The organism is Ruegeria sp. AO1, from assembly GCF_056535985.1.
The window spans coordinates 2531055-2543461 of record NZ_JBQFJC010000001.1 but is presented as its reverse complement, the minus strand read 5'-3'; the positions used below and the strand labels follow the sequence as shown (position 1 = coordinate 2543461).

The following is a 12407-nucleotide window of genomic DNA, read 5'->3' as shown; positions in this document are numbered from 1 at the left end:
GCCATTTCGCAAGGCGCGTATGCCCTTGGTGCCTGTCACAACGGCTTCCTGGCGTGGCAGAGGAACTTCAATGGAGCACATTTATGTCCCGACAGAACTACACCTTTACTTCGGAATCGGTTTCCGAAGGGCACCCGGATAAAGTCTGTGACCGGATTTCGGACGCCGTACTCGACGCATTTCTGAATGAAGAACCCGAAGCGCGCGTGGCGTGCGAAACCTTTGCTACGACCGATCGGGTCGTCATCGGTGGCGAAGTAGGTCTGTCTGATCAGGAAAAGCTGCACGACTATATGGGGCGCATCGACGAGATCGCGCGCGCCTGTATCAAGGATATCGGTTACGAACAGGACAAGTTTCACCACGAAACAGTCGAAGTGACGAACCTGCTGCATGAACAGTCTGCTCACATCGCTCAAGGCGTTGATGCCTCGGGTGACAAGGATGAGGGCGCAGGCGATCAGGGCATCATGTTCGGCTACGCCACGACGGAAACCCCTGCGTTGATGCCGGCCCCGATCCAGTATTCGCACGCGATCCTGCGTCGTCTGGCCGAAGTGCGTAAAAACGGCACCGAACCTGCGCTGGGCCCCGATGCCAAATCGCAGCTGTCCGTCGTCTATCGCGATGGCAAGCCGGTTGGCGTCAGCTCGATCGTTCTGTCCACGCAGCATCTGGATGAGGCGCTGACGTCGGAAGACATCCGTGCGATCGTCGAGCCCTACATTACTGAAACCCTGCCCGAAGGGTGGCTGAGTGCAGATACCGAATGGCACGTGAACCCAACCGGCAAGTTCGTGATCGGCGGCCCGGACGGGGACGCAGGCCTGACGGGTCGCAAGATCATCGTCGACACCTATGGTGGCGCAGCCCCTCATGGTGGCGGAGCGTTCTCGGGCAAAGACCCGACCAAGGTGGATCGCTCGGCTGCTTATGCTGCGCGTTACCTGGCCAAGAACGTGGTTGCTGCCGGTATGGCAGAACGCTGCACCATTCAGTTGAGCTATGCGATTGGCGTCTCCAAGCCGCTGTCGATCTACGCCGACACTCATGGAACCGGCCAGATTGCTGACGCCGTGATCGAAAAAGCAGTTGGTCAGGTCATGGATCTGACCCCGCGCGGCATTCGCGAGCATCTGCAACTGAACAAGCCGATCTACCAGCGCACCGCAGCTTACGGTCATTTCGGCCGTGAACCCGCAGCCGATGGCGGTTTCAGTTGGGAACGCACTGATCTGATCGACGCCCTGAAAGCGGCGGTCTGATCCAAGACAAAAGGGGCGCGTCTCGCAGGATGCGCCCTTTCTCTTTCTCGAGATGCTCCGAGGGTCAGCCCCTTGTCACAAGACGCGCGCCACAGTAAGGGCACCGCCATGAGCAACCAGACACCCCAACGCCCCCGCAGAAACTTCTATGGCCGCTTCAAGGGCAAAACCCTGAAGCAAAGCCAGAAGACGTATCTGAACGAAGACCTCGATGCCCTGTCCCCCGGCGCTGTCGATTGGGAGACGAACCCCGAACGCCACCCGCTGGACCTCGACGCGCTTTTTGGCGGTAATGATGTCTGGCTTGAGGTCGGCTTTGGCGGTGGTGAACATCTGGTGCATCAGGCCGCGAACAACCCCGATATCGGGATCATCGGGGCCGAGCCATACATCAACGGCGTTGCCATGCTGCTTGGTAAGATCCGTCAGGCTGGGGTCGAAAACCTCGCGGTGCATCCCGGTGATGCGCGCGACTTGTTCGATGTGCTGCCCGAGGCCAGTATTTCACGCGCCTTCCTGCTCTATCCCGACCCGTGGCCCAAATCGCGCCACCATCGCCGCCGCTTCGTGACTCCCGAACATCTGGAGCCTCTGGCACGTGTCCTGAAGCCGGGCTCGATCTTCCGCGTGGCCACCGACATTCCTGACTACGTGCGCCAGACGCTTGAGGAAGTACCACGCGCTGGTTTCGAGTGGTTGGCTGAACGCCCTGTCGATTGGCGCGAGCCTTGGGACGACTGGATATCGACCCGCTATGAGCAAAAGGCCCTGCGGGAAGGGCGGACACCGCACTATCTGACCTTCCGCCGGACGGACGCCTGATCGGTTTCAAATTTTTGTAATCCTGCACGCTATGCTAGGCTGTGCGCGTTACGCGTTTTCAGCATAGCTTATTTCAAGGATTACCATGTCTGATATTCGGATTACCAACTGCCACACGCATCTGTTTCACTCGCGCCACGTGCCCGAGGACTATCCCTATCCGGCGCTCAAACCGTTCAAGAAGATGCCATGGTTGATCAAGGCTCTGGCTTTCGGTGCCAGACTGATCGGCCAGCCTGGCGTCGCCGAAAAATTGGATCGGCTCTATCGTTTTCAGCAGGAAACGGATGAGGGCAGCCAGCGTGAGATTCTGGACAACCTGCAGCGACACTACCCCAGCGACACCCGTTTTGTCGTTTTACCGATGGATCTGTCGGCCTTTGGCTTCGGCGCGCCCGAGGCGCCGCTGCGCGACCAGCATGACGAACTGGCACAGCTGTCCACTGACCCTGAGGTTGGCCCCTCGGTGATTCCCTTTGCAACGATTGACCCGCGGGCTGATCCCAATGCCACTGAGCTGTGGCGCGCCATTGACGATCTGAGGTTTCGCGGGGTCAAGCTCTATCCTCGTTTGGGGTTTGCACCGAATGACCCAGTTCTGATGCAACATGTCTATCCGCAGTTGCAGGACAAGAACCTGCCAGTGATGTCGCATTGTTCACGTGGCGGGGTGCAGGGGCGGTACCTTTCCGACCATTGGGCCGACCGCTATACCGAGCCAGAGGCATTTATCCCGGTGATGCGCGCCTTTCCCAACCTTCGGATCTGTCTGGCACATTTTGGTGGGCAGCGAGACTGGCATGCCTACGTCAATCCCGATCACAGCGACCCTTTGGACGATGCATTCAACCGGAATTGGCTGAGATCCATTCGCGACTTGATCGGCAGCGGAGACTTCGAAGGCCTGTGGACGGATATCTCCTACACCCTTTTCCAGTTCGAAGACTATGCGCCGTTCCTGCGTTTGTTCCTGATGGGCGAGGATGAGGAAAGCGAACGCCTGCGGTCGCGCGTTTTGTTCGGGTCGGATTACTACATGACCCGGCAAGAGGCGCTGTCGGAAAAGGCGGTCTGTATCCGGTTGCGCAACGTTCTGGGCGAAGAGATCTTTCGCCAAATCGCCGAGGAAAACCCGGCAAAATGGCTGGGAGAGACCTGAGAGGCACCCATACCCTCATTGCCGCTGGACCAACTGGTCCCAATTCGCTAATCGGCATGGACTGATAGCGAAAACAGGAGCCCCCATGTCCGGACACGGTACGCCCATCCCGATGACCTCGCATCCCTGCGGCCCGTTGAACGGAACGGCTGAGGTGCCCGGCGACAAGTCGATCTCGCACCGGTCACTGATCCTTGGCGCGATGGCTGTTGGGGAAACCAAGATCTCGGGCCTGCTTGAGGGCGAGGATGTTCTGGACACCGCCAAGGCCATGCGTGCCTTCGGGGCCGAGGTGACCGACCATGGCGGCGGTGAATGGACCGTGCATGGTGTCGGTGTCGGTGGCTTTGCCGAACCCGATCAGGTGATCGATTGTGGCAACTCGGGCACCGGCGTGCGGCTGATCATGGGTGCAATGGCGACGTCTCCGATCACGGCGACCTTCACGGGTGATGCTAGCTTGAACAAACGCCCGATGGCGCGGGTCACAGATCCGCTTGCGCTGTTCGGCGCGCAGTCGGTTGGCCGCTCGGGTGGACGCCTGCCGATGACCATCGTGGGCGCAGCGGAACCGACCCCGGTCCGCTATGAGGTTCCGGTTCCTTCGGCGCAGGTGAAATCGGCCGTTCTGCTGGCGGGCCTGAACGCCCCCGGCAAGACCGTTGTGGTCGAGAAAGAAGCCACTCGTGACCACTCAGAGCGGATGCTGTCTGGTTTCGGGGCCGAGATCACCGTTGAAGATACAGATGATGGCCGCGTGATCACGCTGACCGGTCGGCCCGAGCTGAAACCTCAGGTCATTGCCGTGCCGCGTGACCCGTCGAGCGCAGCTTTCCCGGTTTGCGCGGCGCTGATCACCCCCGGTTCGGACGTGCTGGTGCCCGGCATCGGTCTGAACCCGACCCGCGCGGGCCTGTTCACCACTCTGCGTGAGATGGGCGCGGACCTGACCTATGAAAACGAACGCGAAGAGGGCGGTGAGCCCGTTGCCGATCTGCGTGCCAAATACTCGCCCAACATGAAGGGGATCGAGGTCCCGGCCGAGCGCGCCGCCTCGATGATCGACGAATATCCGGTTCTGTCCGTGGTGGCGGCCAATGCGACCGGCAACACGATGATGGCTGGCGTGAAAGAGTTGCGCGTCAAGGAAAGCGATCGGATCGATGCGATGGCGCGCGGTCTGCGGGCCAATGGCTTGACCGTGAATGAAGGCGATGATTGGTGGTCGGTCGAAGGGCTGGGTATAGGCAACGTTCCCGGCGGCGGCACCTGCGAGAGCTTTCTGGACCACCGGATCGCGATGTCCTTCATGGTGATGGGCATGGGCGCAAAAACGCCCGTTTCAGTCGATGATGGCGGCCCGATCGCAACCTCGTTCCCGATCTTCGAGCCGCTGATGGCCTCGCTTGGCGCTAAGGTCGAACGGGTATGAGCTTTACCGTCGCTATTGATGGCCCAGCGGCGGCGGGCAAGGGGACGATCTCGAATGGCGTTGCGGCGCATTTCGGGTTCGCTCATCTGGATACGGGGCTTCTGTATCGCGCGGTTGGGCGGCGCGTGTTGGATGGAGTCGAACCCGTCGCGGCGGCCCAAGCTCTGACCGCAGAAGAATTGGGGCAAGGCGATCTTCGCACAGCTGAAATCGCGCAGGCAGCCTCGAAGGTTGCGGTCATCCCCGAGGTAAGGGCCGCACTGGTTGATTTCCAGCGTACCTTTGCCCGGCGCGCGGGCGGTGCAGTATTGGATGGGCGCGATATCGGGACGGTGATCTGCCCAGAGGCTGAGGTAAAGTTGTTCGTCACTGCCAGCGCGGAGGTGCGGGCTGAACGCCGGTTTTTGGAACTTAGCGCCAAAGGGTCTGATGTAACGCGTGATCAGGTCCTGGCCGATGTGCGCGAACGGGATGCGCGCGATGCGGAGCGTAGCACCGCCCCCATGAAGCCCGCCGAAGACGCAGTTCTGCTGGACACGTCCGAACTGAGCATTGACGACGCTTTGGCAAAGGCCGTCGAAATCATCACACAGAAAAGACCCGCAGCGTAGCTGCGGGCCGTTGTCTGAGCGGATCAGAGTTCGCCGACGGCGATGCTCTTGATGTTTGCCCACTGGTCATCAGCGGTTTTGGCAGTGCCAACCACGTCTTTCAGGAAGGCGTCGCGGGTTTCTGCGTTCAGGAACAGGAACAATTTGCCGTCCGCGATCAGGTACTGATCCGGGTCCCCGTCGAACTTTTTGCCGACCGAAACACCGAACGAGCAGAAGCCGCCGTGCTGGGGCAGGTAGGCCGCTGGGTTGGCCTCGAACGCCTCGCGGTTTTCGGCGGTGGTGAAGTAATAGGACGCGCCATCATAGGTGGCCGAGTGGGTTGCAAAACCCTCGACCGGGTTGCCGCTGTTGACCAGCGCGACCAGATCCACCCCATGCGCAGCAAGCGGCGCACCAGCCGCCGAGATGCCTTTGGAGACGTTGATTTCATCCGCAGCAAAGGCCGGGGCCGACAGGGCAAGCGCAGCAACAAAAGCAGTGAAGACGAGCGATTTCATTTGGGTCATCCTTTCATTTTCAGATCCGGGCTGAGGTATCCCTCCGCCGATGCGACAAAATTAGGACAGGAGTTTTGTGCGTGTAATCGCAGATAAGCCGCGAAACTGTGCAGATCGTTCAAACATCTGGATTACACGCAAAAACACTTCACACAGCTTTGTTTGGCCAGTGACCCGCTTGCTTCCTAAGGTAGGGGGCAACTATGGGAGTGGTCTTATGATCCGACTAGCTGTGATTTTGTTCCTCATCGCCGGCAGCGTGAGCGCGCAACAGGCCAAACCGCCCGTGGCTGAGGGCGAACCTCCGATGACTTATGAGCGGTTGGGCAGGATCCTCTTTGCGCTTGATCCGGAGATGCAGCCCAGCGGGCCAGGGTTCCAGATTACCATTGCGGATGTGCCGGTTCTGGTGATCACCGATGTCGTGGCCGATCGAATGCGCGCTATGGTGCCCATCAGCAGCACGGCAGATCTGTCTGCGGAGGATCTCCAACGGATGATGCAGGCCAATTTCGACAGCACGCTGGACGCGCGTTACGCGATTGCCAACGGAACCCTTTGGGCCGTGTTCATCCACCCTCTGTCGCCGCTGAAAAAAGATCAGCTGATCTCGGGCCTGGCGCAGACGGTGAACATCGCCAACACCTATGGCACGCTGTATTCCGGTGGGGCGGCTGAGTTCGGAGGGGGTGACAGCGGCGACCTGCAGCGCGCCCTGATCGATGAGCTTTTGAAAAAGGGTGAAGAGATCTGACGTCAGAGGGCGGTCGACTATCAGTTTGATCCTTGTCGGTATCAGCGCGATATCTGGCGTTATCAGGCTGCGCTGAAATCTGGGTTCATTGATATCAAACCATTGTTTTAAAATGGTAAATTGCCATATGATAAGGCCCTAGCCAGATGTCACAAAACTGTTATGCTCGCTTCACAAGCAATAAGGGGATGGCTGCTGGAAACCTCGAAAAACGGGGGTGGTCTAAAAATTCCCCAAGCCAACAGGGACAAGACAAGTTGAATAGTCGATTGAGTAAGATCACCATCGTGGGTGGTGGAACCGCGGGCTGGATGACTGCGCTGCTTCTGGACATGGTGTTTTCCCGCAGTTCTGCGCCCAAGGATCGGCCGCGCCTCTGCCTGATCGAAAGCCCCAATATCTCGACCGTCGGAGTGGGTGAGGCCACAGTGCCGCGTATGCCGCGCACGCTGCGGGAGGCGGGTATATCCGAGCGTGACTTTTTCCGCGAGACCAACGCGTCGTTCAAATTGGGTGTGAAATTCTGCAATTGGAACAAGGACGCAAATGGAAATCGCATCGATTATGTGAATCCGTTTGCCCACGGCCAGCCGCTTTACGGTTTGGATGCTGCTGAATATTTCTTGCGCTTTGGCAACGGAGACCGGGATTTCACGCAATCAATCTCACCGCATGATGATCTTGGCCGCCTGTGCAAAGGGGCACGGCCGTTGGGCGCACCCGAGTTTGAACAGCGCTTTGGCTACGCCTACCATCTGGATGCGGTAAAATTCGCAGGTATGCTGACCAAGGTTTGCACCAAGCGCGGCGTAGAGCATATTCAGGATGAGGTGCGTTCCGTCGAACTGGATGAGCAAGGCAATGTCAGCCATTTGATGCTGGAACGCAAAGGCCGTCATGATATCGAATTGGTCGTGGATTGTACCGGGTTCCGCGGGCTGATCATCAACCAGGCGCTTGGCGAGCCGTTTTTGGACTATTCAGATTATCTGCCCAACGATCGCGCTATGGCGCTGCAAATCGAACACCCTGACCCTGAAAAAATCGAAAGCCTGACACGGTCGACGGCGCTTGGTGCGGGATGGACGTGGCGCGTGCCGCTCTACAATCGGGTAGGTACGGGTTATGTGTACTCTTCTGCGCATCGTACTGATGATCAGGCGGCAGATGAATATCTTGAATGGCTGGGTGACAGCGGCAAGGGTCTGACACCGCGCGTAATCCCGATGCGCGTTGGCCGCGCGCGAAACGCCTGGGTCAAGAATTGCGTGGCTGTGGGTCTGTCCAGCGGTTTCATTGAACCACTCGAGAGCACCGCGATCCTTATGATCGACAACGCGGTGCGCTGGTTTGCCGAACATCTGCCCTCCCGAGATATCGAGCCCGCCTTGCGGAATCGTTATAATCGGCAAGTAAACAAGCTCTATGACGAGGTGCTGAACTTTATATGTCTGCACTATCGGCTGGGGAACCGCAGTGATGATCCATATTGGATAGACGTGCGGACACAGATGAAGGTACCCGACCGTTTGGCCGAGAATTTGGAGCTGTGGCAGTACCGTCTACCGATGAGTCACGATACCGAGTTTGCAACCCTGTTTGATGATCGCGTCTACCAAACAGTGCTTTTGGGCAAACAGGTCTATGACACTGGCTATGGATGCGGCATCCGAGATCGCATGCGGCCGTTGAAGAAACCGATCTGGTTTCAAGGCATGAGGCAGGCAAAGGCGGACTTGGTGCAGGTCATCAAGACGATGCCGGACCACAAAACACTGCTGCGCGATATCCGGGGTGAGCTCAAGAAACCCAACCTTGGGAAGGCGAACGCATTGAAGCCTACAGTTGAGGTGCCAAAAAGCGCACATAATCCGGTAGCTACCCAGAACATGCCGAACCTGGCCGAAATCCAAAGCGGTGCGAAGGACCTGCAATTGTTCTAGGGCGCTTAGGCATGGGCAGAGTAATCTTCGACACCCGCTGCGGTGCCGAGATTTAGGCTTTGCCCTTGCGTATCTGGCTGAAACAGCCTATACGCTCGCTGTCTGAACAAGGGCGGTTAACGTCCGGATGACGTATCTGAGCAGGGCCGGGTTACCTCGGCCCTTTGTGTTTGTGTAGTCAGATGCGCACCGGGTCACGCCCTAAGACATCATGAAACAAGACCGGCGGAAACAACCGCTCGGCCAGCAAAAACGTATGTAAAGGAAAACAACGCCACATGGCTAACGCATCCATGGAGGAATTCGAAGCCCTCCTGAATGAAAGCTTCGAAATGGACACACCCGAAGAGGGTTCTGTTGTCAAAGGTAAGGTTCTGGCGATCGAAGCCGGCCAAGCCATCATCGACGTAGGCTATAAAATGGAAGGCCGCGTTGATCTGAAAGAATTCGCAAATCCCGGCGAAGCCCCTGAAATCGCTGTTGGTGACGAGGTCGAAGTTTACCTGCGCGCCGCAGAAAACGCCCGTGGCGAAGCTGTCATCTCGCGTGAGATGGCCCGCCGTGAAGAGGCGTGGGACCGTCTGGAAAAAGCATATGCCGACGACCAGCGCGTCGAAGGTGCAATCTTCGGTCGCGTCAAAGGTGGCTTCACCGTCGATCTGGGTGGCGCAGTTGCGTTCCTGCCCGGCTCGCAGGTTGACGTCCGCCCTGTGCGCGACGCTGGCCCGCTGATGGGTCTGAAGCAGCCGTTCCAGATTCTGAAAATGGACCGCCGCCGTGGCAACATCGTTGTGTCGCGCCGCGCAATCCTGGAAGAATCGCGTGCCGAACAGCGTGCCGAAGTTATCGGCAACCTGTCCGAAGGTCAGACCGTCGAGGGTGTTGTCAAGAACATCACCGAATACGGCGCGTTTGTTGACCTGGGCGGCGTTGACGGCCTGCTGCACGTCACCGACATGGCATGGCGCCGTGTGAACCACCCGTCCGAGATCCTGACGATCGGCGAAACCATCAAGGTTCAGGTCATCAAGATCAACAAAGAGACCCACCGCATCAGCCTGGGCATGAAGCAGCTGCAAGAAGATCCATGGGATCTGGTTGCTGCCAAGTACCCGCTGGGCTCGGTCCATCAGGGTCGCGTCACCAACATCACTGACTACGGCGCGTTCGTCGAGCTGGAAGCCGGTGTCGAAGGTCTGGTCCACGTGTCCGAGATGTCCTGGACCAAGAAAAACGTCCACCCCGGCAAGATCGTTTCGACCAGCCAGGAAGTCGACGTCATGGTTCTGGAAATCGACGGCGCCAAGCGTCGCGTGTCTCTGGGCCTGAAGCAGACTCAGCGCAACCCATGGGAAGTGTTTGCAGAAACACACCCCGAGGGCACCGAGGTCGAAGGCGAAGTCAAGAACATCACCGAATTCGGTCTGTTCATTGGCCTCGAAGGCGACATCGACGGCATGGTTCACCTCAGCGACCTGTCCTGGGAAGAGCGTGGCGAGGATGCGATCCAGAACTACCGCAAAGGCGATATGGTTTCGGCCGTGGTCTCGGAAGTTGACGTTGAGAAAGAGCGTATCTCGCTGTCGATCAAAGCCCTGGGCGGTGACAAGTTCGCCGAAGCCGTAGGCGGCGTGAAGCGTGGCTCGGTCATCACCGTTGAAGTCACCGCGATCGAAGATGGCGGCATCGAGGTCGAATACGAAGGCATGAAGTCGTTCATCCGTCGTTCGGACCTGTCGCGTGATCGTGCTGAGCAGCGCCCTGAGCGCTTCAACACCGGCGACAAGGTCGACGTCCGCGTCACCAACGTCGACAGCAAGACCCGCCGTCTGGGCCTGTCGATCAAGGCACGCGAGATCGCCGAAGAGAAAGAGGCCGTGGAACAGTACGGTTCCTCCGACTCAGGCGCATCGCTGGGCGATATCCTGGGTGCAGCGCTGAAATCCGGCGACTAAACCCGGTCTCTGACCCGATACAAATTAACGGCCCCGTACATGTGTGCGGGGCCGTTTTTGTTGCGAATCAACAAGTTCCCAAATTGGGCGCTAAAATGTACATACTATGTGCATGAACGGGATTTTGGGTGTTCAAGCTAAAAATCATGCGAGTTTGCCCGAAATTGCAGCTACAACACACAGAGTTTACGTTCCCCCGAACCGGGTTTTTTTCTATACTGTCCAGAACACTAGAGATGGTAAACCGGTCGCCTGGGAGGGTAGCGCGCATGATCCGTTCTGAATTGATTCAAAAAATTGCTGATGAAAACCCGCATTTGTATCAACGCGATGTCGAGCGGATTGTGAATACAGTTTTCGAGGAAGTCACAGACGCGATGTCGCGGGGCGACCGGGTTGAGCTGCGCGGATTTGGCGCGTTCTCGGTGAAAAAGCGCGACGCCCGCGTGGGTCGCAATCCGCGCACCGGCGAAACTGTGCAGGTCGAAGAAAAATGTGTGCCGTTTTTCAAGACGGGTAAGTTGCTTAGAGACCGATTGAACGGTAAAGCCTGACCTTATGATGCGCTACATTCGATATGCTTTTCTGGGGGCGCTGGGGATCATCCTGATCTCAGTCTCCCTTGCCAATGTGGAATCCGTTGAACTCAAGCTGATGCCCGACCCTCTGGCCGAGCTGCTGGGGTTCAACCTGTCTACGTCGCTACCGCTGTTTCTGGTGGTGCTGGGCGGTGTTGTGGCCGGTCTGGTTATCGGGTTCCTGTGGGAATGGATGCGCGAGCATAAGCATCGCCGTGATGCGACCGTCAAAAAAGGTGAAGTGCGCAAGCTTGAGCGCGAGGTCAAAAAGCTCAAGAAAAAGCAGAATAAAGGCAAGGACGAGGTTCTCGCCATTCTGGATGAGGCAAGCTGAGCCAAAGCAATGCCTGATGTGTCCGTCAAAATCTGCGGTTTGACCGCCCCTGATCACGTGCGCGCTGCGGTTGATGCAGGCGCGCGGTATCTGGGGTTCAACTTCTTCGCCAAATCCCCCCGTTGTGTCTCGCCCCAGCAGGCCGCCGAGTTGGCGACCCATGTGCCGGCGGGCGTGGCCAAGGTGGCGTTGGTGGTGAATGCCCCTGATGAGGTGCTGGACGACATCACGCAGAATGTTCCGGTCGATATCCTGCAGCTGCATGGGGGCGAGTCTATTGAGCGCGTGCAGCAGATCAAGGATCGGTATGGCTTGCCCGTGATGAAGGTGATCGGTGTGGCCGATGAGGCAGACCTTACCGCCATTGATGCTTTCAGTGATGTGGCGGATCAGCTGTTGATTGACGCCAAGCCGCCAAAGAATGCCGTTTTGCCCGGCGGCAATGGCTTGGCTTTTGACTGGCGCTTGCTGGCGGGACGCAAATACTGGCGCAAGCCGTGGATGCTGGCCGGTGGCCTGACCCCTGACAATGTGGCCGAGGCGATCCGTATGACGGGCGCGCGTCAGGTTGATGTCGCATCCGGCGTCGAAAGCGCGCCGGGAGTTAAAGATGCCGCCCTAATGAAGGCATTTATCGACGCGACGCAGTGATCTGATCTCGTATTCGCGCCGTATCTCTCGACGGAGGGGTACAAACATGCTGGCGGCTATAGGCGGCGTTTCTCTGAAACACTGGTACAACGCGCCAGAGTTTTTCTGGCGAGCAGGGCAGGCTTTGCGTCAAGCGCGGGGCGATCCGCTATGTTTGCATGCGGCGACTTTCCGTCAAGACGGTCTCTATTTCTCGCTCAGCGTCTGGCACGATATCGAGGCGATGCTGACCTTCGCCCAATCAGGCCCACACCGTCGCCTGATGCAGGAGGCGAACCGCTTGGCACATGTGAACCAGTTCCACCATTTCCCTTGCATAGGGATACCGACGGCTGAGCAAGCGCTTGAGCTTTGGCGGCATCATACTCTGGCTGCCGAATGAGGCGTTTTGCCCATGGCAAAA

13 protein-coding genes and 1 riboswitch are annotated in these 12407 nt (G+C 58.2%); of the genes, 12 read left to right on the top strand and 1 reads right to left on the bottom strand.

Annotated elements, in window-relative coordinates; all coding sequences use genetic code 11:
• The first annotated feature begins 29 nt into the window (after positions 1-29).
• Positions 30-78, top strand: a riboswitch (SAM-SAH riboswitch).
• A 5-nt stretch (positions 79-83) separates the two neighbouring features.
• The 5 genes from metK to cmk all read left to right on the top strand — a co-directional run bounded on the left by metK (position 84) and on the right by cmk (position 5289).
• On the top strand, positions 84-1265 hold the full coding sequence (gene metK, locus ACR3FB_RS12535; protein ID WP_480563437.1) for a methionine adenosyltransferase: 1182 nt from the start codon (positions 84-86) through the stop codon (positions 1263-1265).
• A 108-nt stretch (positions 1266-1373) separates the two neighbouring features.
• Complete coding sequence (trmB, locus tag ACR3FB_RS12530; protein ID WP_480563439.1) at positions 1374-2087, top strand: tRNA (guanine(46)-N(7))-methyltransferase TrmB; 714 nt, start codon at positions 1374-1376, stop codon at positions 2085-2087.
• Positions 2088-2172: 85 nt separating this feature from the next.
• On the top strand, positions 2173-3246 hold the full coding sequence (locus tag ACR3FB_RS12525) for an amidohydrolase family protein (protein WP_480563441.1): 1074 nt from the start codon (positions 2173-2175) through the stop codon (positions 3244-3246).
• An 85-nt stretch (positions 3247-3331) separates the two neighbouring features.
• Positions 3332-4678 (top strand): 3-phosphoshikimate 1-carboxyvinyltransferase, encoded by a 1347-nt coding sequence (aroA, locus tag ACR3FB_RS12520; protein WP_170691062.1) that lies wholly within the window; start codon positions 3332-3334, stop codon positions 4676-4678.
• Positions 4675-5289 carry a (d)CMP kinase gene (gene cmk / locus ACR3FB_RS12515; protein WP_480563443.1) on the top strand — a complete coding sequence of 205 codons (615 nt, stop codon included), beginning with the start codon at positions 4675-4677 and terminating at the stop codon, positions 5287-5289. The genes aroA and cmk overlap by 4 nt, the downstream gene beginning before the upstream one ends.
• A gap of 23 nt (positions 5290-5312) precedes the next feature.
• Here the strand turns inward: cmk and ACR3FB_RS12510 are convergent, their stop codons facing one another.
• Positions 5313-5789, bottom strand: coding sequence for a YHS domain-containing (seleno)protein (locus ACR3FB_RS12510; RefSeq protein WP_170691065.1), 477 nt, complete (start codon positions 5787-5789; stop codon positions 5313-5315).
• Positions 5790-6006: 217 nt separating this feature from the next.
• Here ACR3FB_RS12510 and ACR3FB_RS12505 point away from each other — a divergent pair, with 217 nt between their 5' ends.
• The 7 genes from ACR3FB_RS12505 to ACR3FB_RS12475 all read left to right on the top strand — a co-directional run bounded on the left by ACR3FB_RS12505 (position 6007) and on the right by ACR3FB_RS12475 (position 12386).
• Complete coding sequence (locus ACR3FB_RS12505) at positions 6007-6543, top strand: hypothetical protein (RefSeq protein WP_480563446.1); 537 nt, start codon at positions 6007-6009, stop codon at positions 6541-6543.
• Positions 6544-6812: 269 nt separating this feature from the next.
• Entirely contained in the window at positions 6813-8486 is a 1674-nt protein-coding gene (locus ACR3FB_RS12500; protein WP_480563448.1) for a tryptophan halogenase family protein, read from the top strand.
• 278 nt (positions 8487-8764) lie between these two features.
• Positions 8765-10441 (top strand): 30S ribosomal protein S1, encoded by a 1677-nt coding sequence (gene rpsA, locus ACR3FB_RS12495; protein ID WP_480563450.1) that lies wholly within the window; start codon positions 8765-8767, stop codon positions 10439-10441.
• Between the two features lie 269 nt (positions 10442-10710).
• Positions 10711-10995, top strand: coding sequence for an integration host factor subunit beta (gene ihfB / locus ACR3FB_RS12490; protein ID WP_008758048.1), 285 nt, complete (start codon positions 10711-10713; stop codon positions 10993-10995).
• 7 nt (positions 10996-11002) lie between these two features.
• Positions 11003-11353, top strand: a complete 351-nt coding sequence (locus tag ACR3FB_RS12485; protein WP_480563452.1) for a lipopolysaccharide assembly protein LapA domain-containing protein — start codon at positions 11003-11005, stop codon at positions 11351-11353.
• A gap of 9 nt (positions 11354-11362) precedes the next feature.
• Entirely contained in the window at positions 11363-12004 is a 642-nt protein-coding gene (locus ACR3FB_RS12480; RefSeq protein WP_480563454.1) for a phosphoribosylanthranilate isomerase, read from the top strand.
• 46 nt (positions 12005-12050) lie between these two features.
• Positions 12051-12386: a DUF3291 domain-containing protein gene (locus ACR3FB_RS12475; protein WP_480563457.1), complete on the top strand. Its 336-nt coding sequence runs from the start codon at positions 12051-12053 to the stop codon at positions 12384-12386.
• Positions 12387-12407: the final 21 nt, after the last annotated feature.

Bases quoted from the DNA above. Each gene is read 5' to 3' on its own strand.
- metK (WP_480563437.1), top strand. From the start codon at position 84: ATGTCCCGACAGAACTACACCTTTACTTCGGAATCGGTTTCCGAAGGG.
- trmB (WP_480563439.1), top strand. From the start codon at position 1,374: ATGAGCAACCAGACACCCCAACGCCCCCGCAGAAACTTCTATGGCCGC.
- ACR3FB_RS12525 (WP_480563441.1), top strand. From the start codon at position 2,173: ATGTCTGATATTCGGATTACCAACTGCCACACGCATCTGTTTCACTCG.
- aroA (WP_170691062.1), top strand. From the start codon at position 3,332: ATGTCCGGACACGGTACGCCCATCCCGATGACCTCGCATCCCTGCGGC.
- cmk (WP_480563443.1), top strand. From the start codon at position 4,675: ATGAGCTTTACCGTCGCTATTGATGGCCCAGCGGCGGCGGGCAAGGGG.
- ACR3FB_RS12510 (WP_170691065.1), bottom strand. From the start codon at position 5,789: ATGAAATCGCTCGTCTTCACTGCTTTTGTTGCTGCGCTTGCCCTGTCG.
- ACR3FB_RS12505 (WP_480563446.1), top strand. From the start codon at position 6,007: ATGATCCGACTAGCTGTGATTTTGTTCCTCATCGCCGGCAGCGTGAGC.
- rpsA (WP_480563450.1), top strand. From the start codon at position 8,765: ATGGCTAACGCATCCATGGAGGAATTCGAAGCCCTCCTGAATGAAAGC.
- ihfB (WP_008758048.1), top strand. From the start codon at position 10,711: ATGATCCGTTCTGAATTGATTCAAAAAATTGCTGATGAAAACCCGCAT.
- ACR3FB_RS12485 (WP_480563452.1), top strand. From the start codon at position 11,003: ATGCGCTACATTCGATATGCTTTTCTGGGGGCGCTGGGGATCATCCTG.
- ACR3FB_RS12480 (WP_480563454.1), top strand. From the start codon at position 11,363: ATGCCTGATGTGTCCGTCAAAATCTGCGGTTTGACCGCCCCTGATCAC.
- ACR3FB_RS12475 (WP_480563457.1), top strand. From the start codon at position 12,051: ATGCTGGCGGCTATAGGCGGCGTTTCTCTGAAACACTGGTACAACGCG.